We start from the raw sequence: 20,169 nt of genomic DNA, 5'->3' as shown, positions 1-20,169 counted from the left end.
GACAGATGGTATTAATACACCCAAGGGATACACAGCGATTCTAAATCTAAAATCCAAAATATATCAGCCTTCGTCGTATTCAGTGTCGATTTCGATATCTAAGGTGTCTTCATCAACCCGGATATACAAAATATTGGGGTTACAGCAAACTTGACAATCTTCAACATAAGATTGTTGTCCCCCCGCACTCAAGTCAATAAAGGTTAAGTTTGGTTCGCCGCAAAAGGCGCAGTAATACTCAGCAGTGGTTTGCATTCAAATTTTGACTACGAATTTAACGGTTGTAGTTCTTTAGAGGCTGAACGGAAATGACTTGTCGCCTCATCCAAGTGCTTTAGTAGTGTAGACTGCGGTAGCGGCCCTTGCAAGTGGCTCCAAGGCAAGACTTGGGATGTTGACCAAGTACTATGGACGTAGAAATCTAAATCGGGGATTTGTCCTTTAAGTTGCTTGAAGGCGCGTTTATAACTACCCAAGGAGTCGCCAAAATCGCGGGTGAGTTCGAGAAGTTGGGATAATCTGCGATCGCCCCGCGACAACAAAGCCTGTATGATAGACCAGTTATAACTTTCTGGACGAAAATCGATTCCTTGGGGTTTGAGTTGTTTTTGTAGAAGCTGCAACCGCTTCTCTGCTTGACGGTTTACCCCAAACCATTGAAATGGTGTATGAGATTTCGGGACAAAGGTACTACAGCCAAAGCTTAACCGTAGTCCTGGTGCAGCTTTTTTCATACTCCGCATCATCGCCACAGTTGCGTCTAAATCGTCCGCCTCTTCCCCAGGGATACCCACCATCCCATAGAGTTTTAAGCCTGAGAGTCCGCCAGCTTTCGCGTTTATCGCCGCTTGAATGATTTCATCATTTTGCAGCTTTTTATTGATGATTTGCCGCAGTTGATCAGAACCACTTTCTACAGCTATGGTAAGCGATCGCGTGTCTCGTTTTGCCAAAGTTTCCGCCAACTGTACCGTTACCGTATTAGTTCTCACCGAAGCAATACTCAACCGCACATCATCATATTTTGGCTGACTAATATAATTTAATAACTCCTCAAACTCTGGATGTTGTGTTACAGAAGCACCCAATAATCCCAAGCGATTTGTAACTGCTAAACCTCTCTCAATTGCGGGAATTAATGAACCTTCCAAACTAGCAGTTCTAAATGGTAGTGTTAGATAACTTGCCAAACAAAAACGACACATTTCCGGACAACTTCTCACCACCTCCACCATGTAAATATTTTCCCAAGCAGCTTTTTCAGTAACTACTGTAGAAGCTGAGAGAATATTTCCGCGATAAGTCTGCTTCTGCACAATTGTCGGCACATCCGCATCAATTGGCTGAATTGACTTTACCTCACCATCTGGTGTGTAATATTCCACTTCATACAAACTCGGAATATAAATTCCTGGTACTTGAGCCAATCTTTGAAGCTGAATTTGTCTAGGAGCTTGTCTAACTTCTTTGTAAGCTTCAATAAAATTACCCAGCAGATTTTCCCCATCTCCTAACAAGATGATATCAAAAAAAGCGGCAAAAGGTTCAGGATTAGCCGTGAGAACTGGGCCACCACCAAAAATTAGCGGATGAGCATCATTTCGTAACTTTGCCCGAATTGGAATATCTAGAGATTCAAGTAAATTTAAAATGTTTACATAATCTAATTCCCACGAAATCGAAAATCCCACAATTTCTGGTTGTCTCGGAAGTTGTTCATGTATATCAGTAAATAGACGACTCACCTGCACATCATCGCGCATTGCCAAAGTTGCCCAAACTATCTGATAACCAAGGCTAGTAATACCCACACTGTACTCATTAGGAAAGGCAAAAATTAAGGGTATCGCATTAGTGTCAGGAGTAGTAGGAGTGAATAAAAGTCGTTCAGCAGCAAATAGAGATGATGTCATGCAATTTTAGATTTTATATTCCAATTTTTATATTAAAAAAACGAAAAAAAGACTCTGCGTACCTTTGCGTTTACCTCCGCGAGCCTCTGCGTTTAAAAGTCTTTCCACATTTCTAATTATAACTTAACAAAACCTAGCAATTAATTCTTCCCGCGATAATTGCAATAGCAAAGGAGTAAATTCTTCCGGTGGTAAAGCTAATAAAGGTTCAATAATTGCTTGTAGTTGATTATCTAATTCCCCAAAGCGAACCTTCAGCAAATTTTCCACAACTAACCGTTGACCTTGCTGAATTCCTCGTTGTGTAGCCTGTTCTCTATCTTGTTGGTAAAGTGGTGCTAATCGCATAACTAACTCCCTATCTTCTTCATCTGGGTTGTGCGTTAGAAATGTAGGGTGTGTTGTTGCGAAACACAACGCACCGCTAAAAATTTAAGGTGGGTTTCAAGCTTAGATCTAAGACACCTTTGTATCTCAAGAAGCTTAGAGAACTGGATCTTACACATAAATAGTGACTATTTCTACAACTGGCCATAAAATAAAATAGCCCTTACATGCTACCAACACGTAAGGGCTTAAGACTATAAAAACGATTTAATCCCTGTGATATGACTCATGGGGATTATTTATTGTTGGGGATGAGATACCCCATGAACGCGCCTATACTGACCTTCGCTACATCAAGAAAAGCTGGTCTAGTGTCTTTATCGACAATCGAAAATCCGATTAGGCCAAATAAACAAACAAGCACAATAATTCCAAGCATTAGTTCTTTGGGGTTTAAATTTTTCATGCAATTGCTTCCTTCTGTACTACTTACGTGGATATTACATCAGTAAAAAAGGTACCTCTCCACTAAATCAGAATATTTCACCTTCTGCCTAGAGTAAATTTACGATAAATTCACATATAATCAACCTAATTTAAGTGTAAATACGCAGACTGCATTATATGCTTGAAACTAATCACTGAAATAATACCATAGTGATATGTATAGTAAAAAATAGCAATAGCTCAGTATACGCAAGAGAAAACAAAGTATGAACAAGTAATTTTGACAATTTGTGGACTAGTAAGATTGCGAATTGGCGCACTTATATTACCACCAGAAATCCACGCGATCGCCTAAGCTAAAATTAATGCACATCACCAGATATTTTGGTCTTGTTCTCTACAATAAATATCTCAAACCCTTATTGGCTCATATAGACTAGTTGATTCACAATGCTTGCCTTTGCACCCTAAAAACTAGCCAGATAAAGGGTTTGATAGTTATTGGAGATGTCTATTACGTAATGTAGGTGAAATTCTCCTATTCGCGCAGCATATCTGACAAAAAAGGGTACCTATAAAATTAATTATTGAGATGCTGAGAAACAATGATGATTTATACAGGTAATCCTGTTCCAGCAATCAAAATGTACAACCCTTGCTACTTCAAGGTTTCCCGAATTAACCCCTGGCGGCTGGTTGTGGGTGATCCATGTGTGGATTGGGGAAGATGCTTGGATTGATAATCTAGCGACTGTGACGATTGAAAGTCATGTGTGTATATCTCAAGGGGCGTATTTCTGCACACGCTAGGTACAAGATGTGAATATAGTAATCAGGTTTGATTTCTGAACCTATTTGTATAGACAGGGAATAGGAAGTGGGGTGTAGGAACGAAACATTATTTGGATGTACTGATATTTTTCATAAATCAAATATGAGTCCTATAGAAGCAGGGCGAACGCATCTAAAGTATACTTAGTGACTACTGAAATTGAGAATCAACGGAAAAATCAGCATTTATCATTTGAACCACTGTCCAAACCTCAAAGCGATCGCTAAAATCTTTGTCAATAAACATGGCTTAATGCGATTATTTTTGAGACTATTGAGAATAGTTTAGCCTTATTGACATGATGCGGCCGCCCTGCCCATAGAAGCGATCGCTACTTCTACGTGTCGTAGTAAAGTATTTCCATCTAAATAAATCTGTTTGTTTAAGATTTGAAAATTAATTTACTACTATTGAGACTTTGACTTAGATAAACCTAGCGATTAATTCTTCGCGCGATAATTGCAACAGCAAAGGAGTAAATTCTTCCGGTGATAAAGCTAATAAAGGTTCAATAATTGCTTGTAGTTGATTATCTAATTCACCAAAGCGAACCCTCAGCAAATTTTCCACAACTAACCTTTCACCTTCTTGTATCGCTTGTTCTCTATCTTGTTGATAAAGTGGTGCTAATCGCATAACTAACTCCCTATCTTCTTCGTCTGGATTTTGCGTAAATTGTAAATTTTGTTGCAAGTTGTATAGTAATTCTAATGCTGCTTTTCGGAATGGGTTATTAGGAGATAGTGCTTCTAGCTCATCAATGGCTTGTTTCTGAACGTTTCCTCTACCAATGATTCTCAGCCATAAGGTTTCGGGGATAATAGGTAACTGATGAATTGCGACTATGGCTGTACGTAGGTAGTCTGCCATAAAGTAAACACCGGGCAGAAAATCAGCTTTCGGGTTAGCACCAAATCCTGAGAGGAGTGATGCTGATGCTGTTGGTGTCAGAATCCATAATTTTGGTAAATCAGATTCTTGAATGCGGGTGTTGTTTCGATTTGCTTGCCGTTGTAAATCGCCACGTACCTCTAATAATTTTAAAAGACAATCACAGATTTCTGTAGCCGCCGCAGGATTCCGAAACGGTTCAAACAACGCCGGAGTCGTGGCAAATTGTCCCAATAAACCAAGGGTTTCTGAGATGTTGCTTGGTTGGGTGGGAATGAAATAAACGTCTATTTCTCTGACTTCGCCTGCAACTCGTCGTGCTGCTTGAACTTCGCCATAAGGGGTGAGTAATTCTTCAAGGTAGTCTTTAGCGAATTGGTCATGAATGAATCTGGTCATGTAATGAAAATTTGGCAATGCAACCTAGTTTAAAGTGTTGATGCACACCATATCCTTGCTTATGGCTTGTTCTATTAAAAAGTGCAAGCGATCGCTAATTCTGCGTGTCGTAGTAATGTAGCTTTATCCAAAGCATGAACAATGTATTGTGGTGTTTGGGCTAACAAATTTTCAATTCTCTGTCTAGCGGCTTTCACTACCTCTTGCTGCAAGCTACCTTGACTGAGAGCATCAGCAAAATCTTTCGCCATATAATAAGTACGTTCCAAAGACGATGAATTGATATTCCGCGACAAAATAAACAAGTCACACCCAGCGTTAAAGGCGCGTGCAACAGTACCGCTTTGGGTAAACATATCGGAAATTGCTTTCATATCCAAATCATCGGATACGACAACACCCTCAAACCCTAGTTCTTCTCGTAAAATATTTTTCAGAATTGGTTGTGAGATAGTTCCTGGCACATCTGGGTCAATTTGAGGAAATAAGATATGAGTTGTCATAATTAAAGGAATTTGCGCTGCAATCAAAGCTTTAAAAGGTATCAGTTCCCGATCGCGCAAATCTTGTACAGTTAAATTCAGCACTGGTAACTCAACATGAGAATCGGTGCTTGTGTCTCCATGTCCCGGAAAATGCTTGGCACATCCTAAAATACCAGACTCTTGCAACCCTAGATAATATTCCAACGCATACTGAGCTGCGGTTTCTGGTGTGTTGCCAAAAGCACGCGCCCCAATTACCGGGTTGAGAGGATTAGAATAAACATCCGCCACAGGCGACCAAGAGACATTAATTCCCAGTGATTTCAACTCTCTGGCTGTGGCTTTTGCTACTTCCCTGGCTTGTGATCGCAACAGTGAAGCATAAGGAAATCTCGTAATAGGTAAAGGTGTGCGAACCACACGCCCGCCTTCATGATCTAAAGTCATGAACATCGAATCACGTTCCGCATATTCTCGAATTTGGTCGATGAGTTCTTGAAAACTTTCTAACCAAACCTCATAAGCAACGCCATCTATAAAGTTTTTCCCAAAAAATATGACTCCCACTGGTTTTAATTCACCCAGCGCCCGCTTATCATCATCACTCAATGTTGTGCCGGAAACCCCCAAAATTACGTGATTTCCAAATAGTTCTAGCTCTCGTGAAATTGACATAATTTTTTACCTATTTTTCTAAAAAAGTTTTGTATAAAAATTTGCCTTCGCAATAAAGTGTTATACAAATTTTTCCTGTAATCTGTAACCTCTAACCTATAACCTGTCACCTCTTAATAGAACTTTTTCCCCAAGCAAACGCACAATTACTGCCAAATGTAACGGATTGCAACGTATAATGAGAACGACAAAACCATTAAGAAATATTGAACAACAGTAGGTTGAAATGCGAGTAGCGATCGCGGGTGCTGGTCTAGCAGGACTTTCCTGCGCGAAATATCTTGTAGACGCAGGTCACACTCCCATTGTCTTAGAGCGTCGGGACGTATTGGGTGGCCTAGTAGCGGCATGGAAAGACTCTGACGGCGACTGGTACGAAACCGGGTTACACGCCTTCTTTGGGGCATACCCCAATATGCTGCAATTGCTCAAGGAATTAGGCATTGAAGACCGCCTCCAATGGAAAGAACATACACTAATTTTTAATCAACCAGAAAAGCCCGGAACACTCTCACGGTTTGATGTTCCTGACATTCCATCTCCGTTTAACATCATTGCCTCGATTCTGCGTAACAACGATATGTTGACTTGGGAGCAGAAGATTAGGTTTGCTATTGGCCTGCTGCCAGCCATTGTCCGGGGTCAAAAGTATGTTGAGGAGATGGACAAGTACAGCTTTTCTGAATGGCTGAAAAGACAAGGCGTTGGTGAACGAGTAGCAAGTGACGTGTTTATTGCTGCTTCTAAAGCCCTCACTTTTATTAACCCTGATGAAGTTTCTTCAACAATTTTATTAACAGCCCTCAATCGTTTCTTGCAAGAGCGATACGGCTCCAAAATCGCCTTTTTGGATGGTTCGCCCACCGAAAGATTGTGTCAACCCATCGTTGATTACATTACCGAACGTGGTGGCCAAGTGCGGCTCAATGCCCCCCTCAAAGAAATTGTGCTTCACCCTGATGGCACAGTTAAAGAATTTTTGCTGCGTGGGTTAAATGGCGAACCCGATGAAGTGGTGACGGCAGACTTTTACGTATCAGCGATGTCAGTTGATCCGTTAAAAGTGATGTTGCCTGAACCTTGGCAGCAAATGGAATTCTTTCAAAAGCTAGAAGGCTTAGAAGGCGTACCAGTAGTTAACCTTCATTTATGGTTTGATCGGAAATTAACAGACATTGATCACCTACTTTTCTCGCGATCGCCCCTCCTCAGCGTTTATGCTGATATGAGCAACACTTGTCGAGAATATGCTAACCCTGATCGCTCAATGCTGGAATTAGTTCTAGCTCCAGCGAAAGATTGGGTGAGCAAATCTGACGAGGAAATTGTGGCTGCAACTATGACTGAGTTGGAAAAACTCTTCCCCGACCACTTTGGGAAAGAAAATCCAGCAAAACTGTTGAAATCTCATGTAGTGAAAACGCCGCGTTCAGTTTACAAAGCGACTCCTGGTCGTCAACAGTACCGTCCGCCCCAAAAAACGCCCATCGCCAATTTCTTTTTGAGTGGGAGTTACACCATGCAACGCTATCTAGGCAGTATGGAAGGGGCCGTACTTTCTGGTAAGCTAACAGCGCAGGCGATTTGTGAATCGCTGCCAGAGGCCAGTGCCTCAAACTTACAAACGCTAACCCGACCGCCTGCAACGAATGCTGCAACTGCCTGATTCCCCCCCGCGCATGAAAACGCTGGTCTCTGTAGACGAGTCATATAAACTTTGTCGGCAACTTACAGCCAAGTATGCCAAAACCTTTTACCTTGGTACTTTGCTGATGAGTCCGGCAAAGCGTCAAGCCGTTTGGGCAATTTACGCTTGGTGTCGCCGTACAGACGAATTAGTAGATGGGCCTGCATCTGCCATCACCACCCCAGAAACCCTAGACCTATGGGAGCAGCAACTAGAATCGATTTTTGCAGGACACCCACAGGAAAATTACGATGTCGCTTTGGTGGATAGTTTGCAAAACTTTCCCCTCGACATTCAGCCCTTTCGGGATATGATTGCTGGCCAGCGTATGGACTTATACCGCAGCCGCTACGAAACATTTGAGGAATTATACCTCTACTGTTATCGTGTGGCTGGGACTGTGGGGTTAATGTCAACAGCCATTATGGGTGTAGATACTGAAGCTAATACGACACCTTGGAATCAGAAAAAACCACAGTATATTCCCACAGAAGAAGCGATCGCCCTCGGCATTGCCAATCAACTCACCAACATTCTGCGGGATGTGGGGGAAGATACCCGACGCGGACGCATATACATACCCCTAGAAGACTTAGCGCGATTCAACTACACCGAGCCAGAATTCTTTCAAGGTGTAGTCGATGACCGTTGGCGAGCCTTAATGCAATTTCAAATTGACCGGGCGAGGCAATTCTATACCAAAGCCGAACAAGGTATTAGTCATCTGTCACCCGATGCTCGTTGGCCAGTGTGGGCAGCTTCCATGCTCTACGGGCAGATTTTGGATGCCATTGAACGCAATGATTATGATGTGTTCAGCCAACGGGCTTTTGTGTCGCAATTGAAGAAATTCCGCACCTTACCCTTGGCTTGGATGCGATCGCAAGTGCTGTAAGTAATTGGCGTGAGTATTTATCATTAAGGTAAGGCAGAAGGTAGTCGAAACACTGCCTTCTAAAAATTGTTTGACTTTCCCAAAAAATCTGCTATCATAAATATTCGTGACCCTGGAGAGGTGGCTGAGTGGTCGAAAGCGGCAGATTGCTAATCTGTTGTACGGCAGGCAACTCCGTACCGAGGGTTCGAATCCCTCCCTCTCCGTTTTTCGGCAGTAAATTGCACTCAGTACTGCTAAATATTAAACAAATATTAATATTAATGTCGGCATTAATACAGATACTCCTCACGGTGGATGTTATTATTTAACATTTGGAGTCTGTTGAGATTGAGCTATCTGAAACATAGTTTGAATCTTACTTTCAGGCTCCCGCATTTCAGAGGAGTGAAAGTAAATTATGCCAAGAATTACTACAGCCCTAGCCTTGAGTGTAGCTACCATAGCCACAGGCTTTTTGATGGCAGCTTGCGACAATGCCAACACCAACAATAGCACTAGTACTACCAGCCCAACTGCTAACTCAACTACCACCAGCAGTAATGACGGGTTAAAAATTGGCACTCTATTACCAACAACAGGTGACTTAGCTTCCATTGGACAGCAGATGGTAGGCTCTGTACCATTGCTAGTTGATACCGTTAACGCCTGTGGTGGAGTCAATGGTAAAAACGTCACCCTCGTACAAGTCGACGACCAAACAGACCCCAAAGCCGGTGCGGCTGGGATGACCAAACTAGCAACACTAGATAAAGTAGCTGGTGTAGTTGGTTCCTTTGCGAGTAGTGTTTCCACAGCAGCAGTTTCCGTTGCTGTACCGAATAACGTCATGTTGATCTCTCCTGGTAGCACCAGTCCCGTATTTACGGAGAAAGCGAAAAAAGGCGAATTTAAAGGCTTTTGGGCACGGACTGCACCCCCAGATACTTACCAAGCATTAGCATTAGCCCAGTTAGCTAACAAAAAAGGTTTTAAACGTGTTTCCACAGTTGTAATTAACAACGATTACGGTGTGGGTTTTGAAAAAGCTTTTGTCGAAACTTTTGAAAAATTAGGCGGTACAGTAATTAACAAAAATAACCCAGTGCGTTACGACCCCAAAGCCCAAACCTTTGACACTGAAGCGGCGGCGGCGTTTGCTGGTAAGCCAGATGCAGTAGTCGCTGTACTTTACGCCGAAACAGGTAGTCTGCTGTTAAAAGCTGCCTATCAACAAGGGTTGACCAAAGGAGTACAAGTTCTACTCACCGATGGCGTGAAATCCCCTACTTTCCCTGAACAAGTGGGTAAAGGTAGCGATGGCAAATTTATCTTAACCGGGGCATTAGGGACAGTACCGGGTTCTGATGGTAAAGCCTTAGAAGCCTTTAACAAGTTGTGGAAAGAGAAAAAAGGTGGTTCACCAGGAGAGTACGCACCCCAAGCCTGGGATGCAGCTGCATTGCTAGTCTTAGCAGCACAAGCCGCCAAAGAAAACACAGGTGTGGGCATTTCCAGTAAAATTCGGGAAGTTGCGGCTGGCTCTGGTACAGAAGTGACTGATGTTTGTGAAGGGTTAAAGTTACTCAAAGAAGGTAAAACGATCAACTACCAAGGTGCAAGTGGTAACGTAGATGTGGACGAAAATGGCGATGTCCTTGGTGTGTATGATGTTTGGGCTGTAGGAGATGACGGTAAAATCACCGTAATTGACAAAGTTACACCTAAGTAAGAAGAGGTTAGGGGCTAGTTTGGTCGAGAATTATAAGATACAAGGCTGGGTTGAGTGTTTCACTTCCTTCAGCCCAACCTTTTACTCATTACTCATTACTCATTACTCATTACTCATTCCAAAACTGTAGAAATAAAAAATGGGTAAATCTCATCAAATTCAACGGACTAGCCCCTATTTTCTAAAAACCGTTGAAATTGTAACCAACGCCTACCAACAAACCCACATCAGTTTGATCAAAAAATCCGGCGTTTACGGATGCTGTGGCGGTAAATTGGGCGTTGAGGGATACGTCGATACCGCCAGATACTAAGAAAGCAACTTGTGAATTATCACCAGTGTTAATAGCTGCACCAACTCCCACATAGGGAGCGATAGGTAAAGGCTCAGTAAATTCGTCTTGTTGCAAGGAAAAGTCGTAGGTGACGGGAATCAAAATAGTGGTGTTGTCACCAAATATGGCTGAAGGTCTGATAGAAAAAGCGTTTGTAAATCCCACCTTACTCAGCACGGCAAAATTACCATCACCTAAAGATGTCTCGCCCCCACTTAAGCCAATATTAGCGCCAACACCAATGTAACTTCTGCCGCCGCGAGTCCGTCTACCGACATTCACAACATCTGATTGAGCAATTTCTGGAACATTTGAAGGTTGAGTAGTAGGTTCAACAGGTTGAGGAATTAAAGCCGTAGATGAGGTGGCTACTGTTCCCGGAATCGGTGTGAGGACGGGATTAGTAGTAATAGAAGAATCCATCAACTGCTGAGTATTTGCTTTGTCTACTGTCTGGGCGTGAGCAGAAAAAACGCAACTCAAGACAGCAAAAGTCACTAACCCCGGTAACAAAACAAAACCTTTACGCAGAAACATAGTTTTCACATTCACTCCTAACAGAATATTGCTGTCAAAATCCTGAATTTTACGGTTATACTCCGCAAAATTTGGTAGTGGCTAGACTTTAACTCACAAATTCATTTTCTACATCCTGAGAATGACGTAGGTAGCGGAGGTGAGATATGAAAAAATTAATTTTTCGGGACTTAGGAATAGATGCTTGGTAATTTATTCAAGGCTGCTAAAAACTTTAAAGATTGCTAATGGCTTCGGCAATTAGTTTCGAGACAAAGGGGAGAATTTCGCGGCTTTTGGCGTTGGCTTTACCTTCAGTAAACACTACCAGTAAATAAGGACGTTGATCAGGTATTTCGATATACGCTGCATCGTGACGAACCTGACTTGTCCAACCAGCTTTTGACCAAATTTGAGCATTTTGCGGTAAACCACCACCAATAAAGCCTGTGATTTGGTCTTCTTCAACATCTTTAGGTAAATCTTCGGGGTTGGTACTGCGTTTGAGTAGATTCATCATGGCTTGCGATCGCCCACTCGCAACTGCGACCCCACCAACGATACTATGTAGTAAACGGGCGATCGCATGGGTTGTCAACATATTGCGATTATCAAACATCTCCCCATAAAAAGCGCGTTCCCGTCCATAAGGGCCATCACCCCAAGTTTTTTGACAAACATTTATCGTCTCCATTTCTTCCCAACCCAAAGATTGGTAGTAACGGTTAACAATATGGCGTTGTTGCTTCCAAGTTTCAAACGGCCCTGGTGGTAACTCTGGCCCGGAAGTAGTACCAGTCAAAATATCTACAACTAAACTTGTGGCATCATTACTAGAATCAATTATCATATCGCCCAAGGCTCGCTCCAATTCCTTCGAGGTTTGGATCATGCCTTTTTCTAACCATTCATTTACAGCTACCAAGTAAAATAACTTAACCACACTCGCGGGATAAATCCGTTCTACACCGCGATAAGTAAAACCACGGACTGGGTGATTCCAAAAGGCATTGGGAGTTAAAGCACCACCAGTATTTACAGGTGCTGGTGGATCATAGACAATCCAAGTCAAAGCAATTTGATTTTGGGCTAATGTCGGAAATGTTGCCCAAGTTGCTTCTAAAATGCCATTACCCAAATTTTCTAGTTGCTCGTCTTTTCTAAAGAAAACCATCGAATAATGCTCTCTAATTCAGAATCCCAAATCCTCAATTTGACCGCCTCTGAATATCAATGTCTCGCTAACCTCAACTTATATGATTCTCCTGAGTGTCAACGTCTGGCAACTCAAGCTGCTGTTGGGCGACATTTACAGGTAACATCAAATCATCAAGGGCAAGCAGTAGAGGTATATTTATGTGAGGATGATTATCCAGGCTGGGTGGCGTTGACAGATTTGGGTTTATTACAACCTGCTACTGTACAGTATGAAGCTACAACATGGGCGGAAACTGAAATTAAAAAATTACTTCCCCAGGTGATTGCTTTTACCCAAAAAGCTATGGAGCAATCTAATGAGTATCTTTGGGGTGGGACAGTGGGGCCAAATTATGACTGTTCTGGCTTGATGCAGGCGGCGTTTGTCTCGGTGGGAATTTGGCTACCAAGAGACGCTTATCAGCAAGAAGCTTTTGTCCAAGTAGTCAAGTTAACGGAATTAGAACCAGGAGATTTGGTATTTTTCGGCACACCAGAAAAAGCCACCCATGTCGGACTGTATTTAGGTGAAGGTGCTTATATTCATAGTTCAGGCAAAGCACAAGGACGTAATGGGATTGGAATTGATATTCTCTCGGAACAGGGAGATGCGGTGAGTCGGTCATATTATCAGCAACTACGCGGTGCTGGCCGAGTTGTGCAAAGTTACGAACCACAGAGACGTTGAGGACGCAGAAAGTTTATGAGGAGTGGGTTGATTCCAGAGAGAATGCGTGAGGAAAATGGGGTGATTTCTGCCAATGTACCTGCGGTGTCGGTGGTAGTCCCGGTGCGTGATGAGGTAGAGAGTTTACCACATTTATTAGAGGCGATCGCATCTACTTTATCTGATAGTCAAATTAGTTATGAAATCATCTGTGTCGATGATGGTTCTACAGATGGTTCGGCGGATTTTCTCAAACAACAAGCGCAAATTCGCAGTGATTTAAAAGCGGTAATTCTGCGGCGCAATTACGGACAAACCGCAGCTATGTCTGCTGGATTTAACTATGCAGTGGGTCAAGCAATTGTCACTTTAGATGCTGACTTGCAAAATGATCCGGCTGATATCCCGATGTTATTGGCTAAATTGGATGAAGGCTACGATTTAGTCAGTGGTTGGCGGCAAAAACGGCAAGATGGCGCAGTTAATCGTTTACTTCCTTCTAAAATTGCTAACTGGCTGATTCGGCGGACGACTAGCGTTTATATTCATGACTATGGCTGTTCCCTCAAAGCCTATCGTGCAGAATTGGTAGCAGATATGAATCTCTATGGAGAACTGCACCGATTTTTACCAGCATTGGCATATATTGAAGGGGCAAGAATCACCGAAATGCCTGTACGTCACCACGCAAGGCGATTTGGTCGGAGTAAGTACGGCATTTCCCGGACTTTTCGCGTATTGATGGATTTGTTAACTATTTTGTTTATGAAAAAATTCCTCACCCGCCCAATGCACGTTTTTGGGTTGTTGGGTTTGAGTTCAATGGTTTTGGGTGTGGGAATAGGAATTTATTTGACCTTTGTCAAGTTTGCATTGGGTGAAATGATTGGTAATCGCCCGTTGTTAATTTTGGCAGTTTTATTATTAGTAACTGGTGTACAACTGTTTTGCTTTGGTCTGTTAGCAGAATTGTTAATGCGTACTTACCATGAATCCCAAGGAAGACCTATTTATCGAGTCAGGGAAATAGTTGAAAATAAAAATAACCCCGCTTGATTAATAGGTACAGCGTTTTTCGGTTGAGTTCTGTAGGGTGTGTGACGCAGCGAGAAGATTTGAACGTAGCCATAATATTTATAGCGTCACGCACCAACCACCAAATTGTGACACTTACATAAGTCCTGAATATATATAGGAATCCGGTTTGATTTCTGAATTTATTTGTGTAGTTAGGGAATAGGGAATGGGGAGTCGGGAGTAGGAAAGAAGCCTGATCTGAGTGTACTGATTTTTTTCCAAAATCAAATATGATTCCTATAGGACTTACGCAAAAAAACGAAAAAATAAGGTTTTAGTAAAGGGTGCAGGGGTATGAGAGTGTAAGGGTGTAAGTATTCAAAACCCTTACACCCCATACCCTTTCACCCCCACACCCAATCCCCACAGACAATTTTGGTGCGTAAGTCCTGTCCTATAGCAATACAGTTCAGTTAAGACTAAAAAGCAATTCTGGTGTAGGTTGGGTGGAGGAACGGAACCCAACAGAGTATGCGTGAATGTTGGGTTACGCTATCGCTACACCCAACCTACTATTCTCTTAACTGAAACACAAATAGATTCAGAAATCATCGAGGATTATTATAGTAATCCTCAATGATTTCTGAAGCAATAACTTTCAGTTAAGCACTGTTGATATTGCTTAAGGCAAAATCTGAGTACACCCATTAGCATCAGGAGTCCCTACTTTTGTTGAAGCAGTTGTGAGTGTCAGAGAGTTAGGTGTTTGACCTAAAGCATTACCTGTAGCAATTACATCAAAAATGACTCCGGCCGGGACTGCTTGATTCGCAACTTCTACTGCGATTGGTGGGTTGAAGGCATTATTGATCAATGGGGCAAATTGATCAGGTAGAACTGGATTGAAGTTATATGTACCAGCAGTAAGTTCTGGGTAAGCAATAGCAGTTTTGGGTATCAGGTCTGTGATACGAGTTTCATCCACAGTTGGGCTAGAGGATTTGCTAATACGGAAATCTATCACAGCACTAGTTTCGGAAAAGCGATACCAACGTCCTTTAAATTTACCAGGATTAGGCTGTGTTAAATCCTCTGGAATCACAAAGGGTGATTGATTAAATAATGGTTGACCGGAGGGGCCTGGTAGTGTTCCTGTTATCGCTACTGTGTAAGCACTATTAGGCGCTCCTGTAAATGTTCTAGAAGCAATTGTACTGAAATTATCAGATCGCACAAAAAGTACGTGAAGATTTCCTGGTGTTACATTGACATATTTACTAGCTTGACGAAAATCTACATCCTCTAAAACTTTTTTACCGTTGACAATGACATCAACTGGTGAAGCAGTACCCACCGCAGCGTTAATAACTCTTAATTTCGTAGGGCATTTATAAGGGTTTAGAAGAGAATCTAGTAGGCTAATACTTTGAGTGGACGATTGTTTTGAAGACTCTGTAGATAATTGGGAATAAGCTAAACTTTTGTATGGATAAATAGTCCAACTCATTAAAGATAATGCCAAAGCGCCTGAGAATAATCGTCTTGTTAGAAACATATCTTCCTCCTATTGTGAGACAAAAATAACCAATGGGCAAGCTTTATTCTGCATAAAAAATAATGCGATAATCATCGCAAACATTTTTTATGTATGGGGCTATAGATATTGCAGTGGTAGATATTTAATCTGGGAATACAGGTGATTTTTTCTGTTGTTTTCCCAAGCAATAGATAGTGTTGGTTCTTAAGTAAATAGTATGCTAAAGCGCACTAAGTTATGTACTAAAGAACCATATTGTTTACGTGAAGCGTATGAGCAGTATGCAAATCTATCAATCTGTTCAAGTTGTTCAAAACAACTATGAGTTTTTTTAATAAAGATACTAAGACATCTTTATTAAAAAGATAATTTTGTTTTAAATTTTCCTCATTTTTTGTATTAGAATTTTATTCTGCAATGTCCTCCCTGCATTATTTACAGCTATTTTTGTTTTATATTTAGAAAATCTTTTTTGTTTTCTTCATGTTAGCTTAACATGCGTTTACTGAGAGAAAAAATTGAGATTACCAATGATGTTAATTTATTTTTATCTATGACTATCAAGCTTTCTCGTAACTTTTGAACATTGCCTAATTTAAGTAAGTAGGCACGAAAAATCTTAAATAATGCGTTCCAAATGATAAACACTACCTAATTCAATTAAAAAATTAATTTGCGTGCAATGTCCGCGAACTGAATCGAAGTGTGTTATGTGCCAGATATGCAAAAGCTTTCTTTATTAGATTATTTAACAAATCCTATAGCCACAACTAAAGCACACCTTGAGCCAGAAATTAATTCGATACGCGCTTCTGGCAAAATTCCTCCTACTTCATATTAAAAGTAAATAGTTTTGTCAATATATCTTTGTGAATAAATATCTCTGCTTAAGAATCATCATCGGTTGCTACAAAGCTAGTTAAAAGTCGATAATGGTCTAAACTTCAACTAATCTCTCTTAGAGATTGAAAAGCAAGACTGCGATCGCAGAATCATCTGAAAAGAAAAGAGTATCTGTAAAAATATCTTGCATTTGTCTGTAAATAACTTTTTCTAGGCAAAATTGGTAGAGCTAATACTTTAAAAATTTGTCGCCTGGAAGCTTACTAAACAAGCTTGTTAACTAGATTTTCGCTGGTGACAGTCGCTATTTTTATGCCAAGCTGTAATTAGCAAATAATGACTGAACCACCTAATATGTAGGTGGTTTTTAACTGTTACTCAATATCGAACTACAGAGGACACGGAGGAATCAGAGTTTCAGAGAGTTTTTGCGTAAGTCCTAAATTATCCAGTCGAGAAATTAGACAGCCACAGCAATTATCACGAGGACGTAGATTAAGAATGTTACTGCATTTAAGTACTTGGCAAGAAGTTGAAGCGTATTTACAGCAATCTCAGGGGATAATTTTCCCCATTGGTTCTACAGAACAACATGGGCCGACGGGGTTAATTGGGACTGATGCGATTTGTGCAGAAGCGATCGCTCGTGGTGTGGGTGATGTGACTGGGGCGATCGTCGGCCCTACAATCAATGTGGGGATGGCATTACATCACACCGCCTTTCCCGGTACAATTAGTCTCCGTCCTAGCACGTTAATTCAAGTCGTGCGAGACTATGTAACCAGTTTAGTCAAAGTTGGTTTTAAAAAGTTCTACTTTATTAATGGTCACGGTGGTAACATTGCTACCCTCAAAGCGGCTTTTTCAGAAACTTATGCTTACCTAGAAGATTTACAAATTTCCCACGCTCATCAAGTGCAATGCCAAGTAGCTAACTGGTTTATGTGTAAATCTGTATTTGAGTTAGCTAAACAATTATACGCCGATCAAGAAGGTTCTCATGCTACCCCCAGTGAAGTAGCCGTGACTCAATATGTTTATCCCGAAGCCATTAAGCAAGCACCCCTTTCTCCAGAAGTTGCGCGGGGACATAACATTTATAGCGCCGCCGACTTCCGCAACCGTTACCCCGATGGGCGTATGGGTTCAAATCCCGCCTTAGCCACACCAGAACATGGTAAGCAATTTTATGACTTGGCGGTGAAAGAACTGAGTAATGGATATTTGGAGTTTCTCAACGCAGATTAAAGGATAAGTAGGTGATAGGGTTTTAGCTCCCCGACTTTTTTAAAAAGTCGGGGAGCTTGTTGTTTAGAGCAGAAAGACTCATTAATCGAGAGAAAATCCTCATTTCTCTAGTTTCGACACTCATTCACAAGCTATAGCAATCCTAAATGGTTTATAAATATCTCTCTCCCTTGTCTACCTTGTCTCCCTTGTCTTTGTTGTTCACATATCAACTAGGACTGCTATAAAATACTTATCTACCAATTTCTGCTCTGTCACCTTCCTCGCAACTATGACCAATTTCTTCCGCGCCAATGTTGATGCAATGGCTAGTTACATTCCTGGTGAACAGCCGAAACGTGGTAGCCAAGTAATTAAACTCAACAGTAACGAAAATCCCTACCCCCCCTCACCAACTGCTTTAGCTGCACTACAAAATATTGATGGTGAGTGGTTGCGGCGTTACCCAGAACCTTTTGGCGACCAGTTTCGCCACGCTGCTAGTCAAGTTTTAGGAGTACCGAGTGATTGGATTATTGTTGGTAATGGCAGTGATGAAATTTTAAACGTCGTAATGCGAGCCTGCACGGAACCGGGACGGAAGGTAGTTTATCCGACACCAACTTATGTTTTGTATCGTACACTCACAGAGATGCAGGCAGCAGATGTGGTGGAAATTCCTTATAGTGAAGGCTATCAATTACCTATTGCGGAATTAATTGCCGTGGATGGTTCTGTAACATTTATTGCTTCACCAAACAGTCCTTCTGGTCATGTTGTCCCTAGCGCAGACTTAGAAAAACTCGCCAGTCAGTTATCTGGGGTGTTAGTCATTGATGAGGCTTACGTCGATTTTGCCGAAGCTGATGTTTTAGATTTGGTCAAGAAGTATGAGAATGTGATAATTATCCGCACCTTATCTAAAGGTTACTCCTTGGCGGGTTTGCGCTTGGGTTTTGGGATTGCTCAACCCAAGTTATTGCAGGGATTATTTAAAGTTAAGGATAGTTATAACATTGATGCGATCGCCTGTACAGTTGCCACAGCCGCCATCACCGACCAAGCTTATAAAAATGCTTGCGTAGCCAAAATTAAAGCATCTCGCACCCAACTTACCAAAGAATTTCAACAATTAGGCTTCCAGGTTTGGGAGTCGCACACCAATTTTTTACTCGTCCAGCCACCCCAACAAAACGCCGCATATCTCTATCAAAAACTCAAAGAACAACAAATTCTCATCCGCTACTTTCCCCACCCAGGACTCTTAGATAAACTCCGCATCACCATTGGTACAGATGAGCAAAATCAAATATTAGTCAATGCCATCAAGGCATTACTCTAATCAACAATTTAGATAAAATAAATTGCTGAAACTCAGGTCGCTATATGAGTGAATGGTATAAAGAAGACCTCGCCTTTATCCATGATGAGGGTTTTCGGGATTATGCGCTCAAATCAGCCCCCGGTATTTTAGAAATTTTCCGGCAAAACAACATTAACTCAGGTTTAGTCGTAGACTTGGGTTGTGGGAGTGGGTTATGGGCAAATGAACTGGTCAAGTCTAATTATCGGGTATTAGGGGTTGATATTTCAGAATCGATGATTGCGATCGCCCAAAAAAGAGTACCCCAGGCAAAATTTTATGTTGGTTCTGTCTTTAAAATTGCCATTCCCCCATGTCACGCTGTTACTTCCATCAGTGAATGCTTGAGTTACTTGTTTGATGCTGACAACAACCGCCAAAACCTGATTCAGCTATTGCAGCGCATATATCAAGCTTTAGTTCCTGGTGGGGTTTTAATTTTTGATATTGTAGAAGCGGGACAAATCGCCGTTGGTAATAAAGCGAAAAATTTTACCGAAGGAAAAGACTGGGTTGTATTAGTTGAGAAAGAAGAATTGCGATCGCAAAATATATTAACCCGCCGCATCATCACTTTTCGCCAAGTCGGACAATACTATAGACGCGATGAAGAAATTCATCATGTGCAGTTATACCGAGCCACACAAATAGCCACAGACTTACGTAAAATTGGCTTTCGCGTCCAAACAACGCGCAATTATGGTAATTTCTATTTACCAAAAGGAAATGTGGCATTTATCGCCCGTAAACCCTTTCCTGATTAAAGATAATTTTCCCATGACTTACAAATTTGTTGACACCCTCACAGAAAAGCAAATTCATCAATTAGTAGAGTTATATCAAAAAGAATTTTGGAGTCAGAGACGGGAATATCCAGATGTTGTCAAAATGCTCAAACATTCAGATATTGTTTTAGGATTGATAGATAATAATGCAGAACTAATTGGGTTTACACGGGTTCTCACTGACTTTGTTTATCGAGCCACTATTTACGATGTCATCATTAAGTCAACCTACAGAAACAAAGGGCTTGGTGCTAAGTTAATGGATGCAATTGTCCATCATCCCCAATTACATCAAGTCGAACAAATTGCACTTTACTGCTTGCCAGAAATGATGCCATTTTATCAACGTTGGGGTTTCACAACAGAAGTTGGTAATCTCAACTTAATGTATCGATATCACCACTCCCATCAGGATAAATAA

General features: G+C 41.5%; 17 protein-coding genes, 1 tRNA gene and 1 pseudogene. 11 read left to right on the top strand and 8 right to left on the bottom strand.

Translation table 11 applies throughout. From position 1 onward, the window contains the following. Positions 1-63: 63 nt before the first annotated feature. The 3 genes from H6G28_RS10920 to H6G28_RS10910 form a co-directional block, all read right to left on the bottom strand. Entirely contained in the window at positions 64-255 is a 192-nt protein-coding gene (locus H6G28_RS10920; RefSeq protein ID WP_062287893.1) for a CPXCG motif-containing cysteine-rich protein, read from the bottom strand. 11 nt (positions 256-266) lie between these two features. Further along, positions 267-1,913: a B12-binding domain-containing radical SAM protein gene (locus H6G28_RS10915; RefSeq protein ID WP_190592460.1), complete on the bottom strand. Its 1,647-nt coding sequence runs from the start codon at positions 1,911-1,913 to the stop codon at positions 267-269. 123 nt (positions 1,914-2,036) lie between these two features. Further along, the gene (locus tag H6G28_RS10910) at positions 2,037-2,261 is read right to left on the bottom strand and encodes a hypothetical protein (protein WP_199332822.1); all 225 of its coding nucleotides are present in this window, start codon (positions 2,259-2,261) and stop codon (positions 2,037-2,039) included. A gap of 1,109 nt (positions 2,262-3,370) precedes the next feature. On the opposite strand from H6G28_RS10910, the pseudogene H6G28_RS36805 reads away from it, so the two are divergent. Beyond that, positions 3,371-3,491, top strand: a pseudogene (locus tag H6G28_RS36805) (LbetaH domain-containing protein); the annotation flags it as partial. Between the two features lie 451 nt (positions 3,492-3,942). On the opposite strand, the gene H6G28_RS10905 reads toward H6G28_RS36805, so the two are convergent. Next, on the bottom strand, positions 3,943-4,809 hold the full coding sequence (locus H6G28_RS10905; protein ID WP_190592458.1) for a hypothetical protein: 867 nt from the start codon (positions 4,807-4,809) through the stop codon (positions 3,943-3,945). Positions 4,810-4,883: 74 nt separating this feature from the next. Then, on the bottom strand, positions 4,884-5,969 hold the full coding sequence (gene nagZ, locus H6G28_RS10900) for a beta-N-acetylhexosaminidase (RefSeq protein WP_190592457.1): 1,086 nt from the start codon (positions 5,967-5,969) through the stop codon (positions 4,884-4,886). Between the two features lie 226 nt (positions 5,970-6,195). On the opposite strand from nagZ, the gene pds reads away from it, so the two are divergent. The 4 genes from pds (at position 6,196) to H6G28_RS10880 (ending at position 10,262) form a co-directional block, all read left to right on the top strand. Then, a complete protein-coding gene (pds, locus tag H6G28_RS10895; protein ID WP_190592456.1) occupies positions 6,196-7,635 on the top strand; it encodes a 15-cis-phytoene desaturase in 1,440 nt (479 codons plus the stop codon). Next, positions 7,619-8,551 carry a 15-cis-phytoene synthase CrtB gene (crtB, locus tag H6G28_RS10890; protein WP_190670675.1) on the top strand — a complete coding sequence of 311 codons (933 nt, stop codon included), beginning with the start codon at positions 7,619-7,621 and terminating at the stop codon, positions 8,549-8,551. The genes pds and crtB overlap by 17 nt, the downstream gene beginning before the upstream one ends. Before the next feature lie 114 nt (positions 8,552-8,665). Beyond that, positions 8,666-8,757, top strand: a tRNA-Ser gene (locus H6G28_RS10885). Between the two features lie 194 nt (positions 8,758-8,951). Then, entirely contained in the window at positions 8,952-10,262 is a 1,311-nt protein-coding gene (locus H6G28_RS10880) for an ABC transporter substrate-binding protein (RefSeq protein ID WP_190670674.1), read from the top strand. A 181-nt stretch (positions 10,263-10,443) separates the two neighbouring features. Here H6G28_RS10880 and H6G28_RS10875 read toward each other — a convergent pair whose 3' ends face one another. Both H6G28_RS10875 and H6G28_RS10870 read right to left on the bottom strand, forming a co-directional pair. Further along, positions 10,444-11,133, bottom strand: coding sequence for a hypothetical protein (locus tag H6G28_RS10875; RefSeq protein ID WP_190670673.1), 690 nt, complete (start codon positions 11,131-11,133; stop codon positions 10,444-10,446). Positions 11,134-11,347: 214 nt separating this feature from the next. Then, positions 11,348-12,286: a serine hydrolase gene (locus tag H6G28_RS10870; RefSeq protein WP_190670671.1), complete on the bottom strand. Its 939-nt coding sequence runs from the start codon at positions 12,284-12,286 to the stop codon at positions 11,348-11,350. A gap of 6 nt (positions 12,287-12,292) precedes the next feature. On the opposite strand from H6G28_RS10870, the gene H6G28_RS10865 reads away from it, so the two are divergent. Further along, positions 12,293-12,997: a C40 family peptidase gene (locus H6G28_RS10865; protein WP_190670670.1), complete on the top strand. Its 705-nt coding sequence runs from the start codon at positions 12,293-12,295 to the stop codon at positions 12,995-12,997. Positions 12,998-13,012: 15 nt separating this feature from the next. Next, complete coding sequence (locus tag H6G28_RS10860; RefSeq protein ID WP_190670669.1) at positions 13,013-14,032, top strand: glycosyltransferase family 2 protein; 1,020 nt, start codon at positions 13,013-13,015, stop codon at positions 14,030-14,032. 643 nt (positions 14,033-14,675) lie between these two features. On the opposite strand, the gene H6G28_RS10855 is transcribed toward H6G28_RS10860, so the two are convergent. Next, the gene (locus H6G28_RS10855) at positions 14,676-15,548 is read right to left on the bottom strand and encodes a DUF4397 domain-containing protein (protein WP_190670668.1); all 873 of its coding nucleotides are present in this window, start codon (positions 15,546-15,548) and stop codon (positions 14,676-14,678) included. 1,326 nt (positions 15,549-16,874) lie between these two features. Here H6G28_RS10855 and H6G28_RS10850 point away from each other — a divergent pair. The 4 genes from H6G28_RS10850 (at position 16,875) to H6G28_RS10835 (ending at position 20,169) form a co-directional block, all read left to right on the top strand. Then, complete coding sequence (locus H6G28_RS10850) at positions 16,875-17,621, top strand: creatininase family protein (RefSeq protein ID WP_190592449.1); 747 nt, start codon at positions 16,875-16,877, stop codon at positions 17,619-17,621. A gap of 271 nt (positions 17,622-17,892) precedes the next feature. Then, positions 17,893-18,942 carry a histidinol-phosphate transaminase gene (hisC, locus tag H6G28_RS10845; RefSeq protein WP_190670667.1) on the top strand — a complete coding sequence of 350 codons (1,050 nt, stop codon included), beginning with the start codon at positions 17,893-17,895 and terminating at the stop codon, positions 18,940-18,942. A gap of 44 nt (positions 18,943-18,986) precedes the next feature. After that, positions 18,987-19,727: a class I SAM-dependent methyltransferase gene (locus H6G28_RS10840; protein WP_190670666.1), complete on the top strand. Its 741-nt coding sequence runs from the start codon at positions 18,987-18,989 to the stop codon at positions 19,725-19,727. A 13-nt stretch (positions 19,728-19,740) separates the two neighbouring features. After that, entirely contained in the window at positions 19,741-20,169 is a 429-nt protein-coding gene (locus H6G28_RS10835; RefSeq protein ID WP_190670665.1) for a GNAT family N-acetyltransferase, read from the top strand.

Origin of the sequence: Nostoc sp. FACHB-190 (assembly GCF_014696905.1) — a bacterium.
Lineage (GTDB): Bacteria > Cyanobacteriota > Cyanobacteriia > Cyanobacteriales > Nostocaceae > Nostoc_B.
Note: the sequence above shows the minus strand (reverse complement) of the source record. Positions and strands in the feature narration are given on the sequence as shown.

Bases quoted from the DNA above. Each gene is read 5' to 3' on its own strand.
- hisC (WP_190670667.1), top strand. From the start codon at position 17,893: ATGACCAATTTCTTCCGCGCCAATGTTGATGCAATGGCTAGTTACATT.
- H6G28_RS10850 (WP_190592449.1), top strand. From the start codon at position 16,875: ATGTTACTGCATTTAAGTACTTGGCAAGAAGTTGAAGCGTATTTACAG.
- crtB (WP_190670675.1), top strand. From the start codon at position 7,619: ATGCTGCAACTGCCTGATTCCCCCCCGCGCATGAAAACGCTGGTCTCT.
- H6G28_RS10860 (WP_190670669.1), top strand. From the start codon at position 13,013: ATGAGGAGTGGGTTGATTCCAGAGAGAATGCGTGAGGAAAATGGGGTG.
- H6G28_RS10875 (WP_190670673.1), bottom strand. From the start codon at position 11,133: ATGTTTCTGCGTAAAGGTTTTGTTTTGTTACCGGGGTTAGTGACTTTT.
- pds (WP_190592456.1), top strand. From the start codon at position 6,196: ATGCGAGTAGCGATCGCGGGTGCTGGTCTAGCAGGACTTTCCTGCGCG.
- H6G28_RS10920 (WP_062287893.1), bottom strand. From the start codon at position 255: ATGCAAACCACTGCTGAGTATTACTGCGCCTTTTGCGGCGAACCAAAC.
- H6G28_RS10880 (WP_190670674.1), top strand. From the start codon at position 8,952: ATGCCAAGAATTACTACAGCCCTAGCCTTGAGTGTAGCTACCATAGCC.
- H6G28_RS10855 (WP_190670668.1), bottom strand. From the start codon at position 15,548: ATGTTTCTAACAAGACGATTATTCTCAGGCGCTTTGGCATTATCTTTA.
- H6G28_RS10835 (WP_190670665.1), top strand. From the start codon at position 19,741: ATGACTTACAAATTTGTTGACACCCTCACAGAAAAGCAAATTCATCAA.
- H6G28_RS10865 (WP_190670670.1), top strand. From the start codon at position 12,293: ATGCTCTCTAATTCAGAATCCCAAATCCTCAATTTGACCGCCTCTGAA.
- H6G28_RS10915 (WP_190592460.1), bottom strand. From the start codon at position 1,913: ATGACATCATCTCTATTTGCTGCTGAACGACTTTTATTCACTCCTACT.
- H6G28_RS10870 (WP_190670671.1), bottom strand. From the start codon at position 12,286: ATGGTTTTCTTTAGAAAAGACGAGCAACTAGAAAATTTGGGTAATGGC.
- H6G28_RS10905 (WP_190592458.1), bottom strand. From the start codon at position 4,809: ATGACCAGATTCATTCATGACCAATTCGCTAAAGACTACCTTGAAGAA.
- H6G28_RS10910 (WP_199332822.1), bottom strand. From the start codon at position 2,261: ATGCGATTAGCACCACTTTACCAACAAGATAGAGAACAGGCTACACAA.
- H6G28_RS10840 (WP_190670666.1), top strand. From the start codon at position 18,987: ATGAGTGAATGGTATAAAGAAGACCTCGCCTTTATCCATGATGAGGGT.
- nagZ (WP_190592457.1), bottom strand. From the start codon at position 5,969: ATGTCAATTTCACGAGAGCTAGAACTATTTGGAAATCACGTAATTTTG.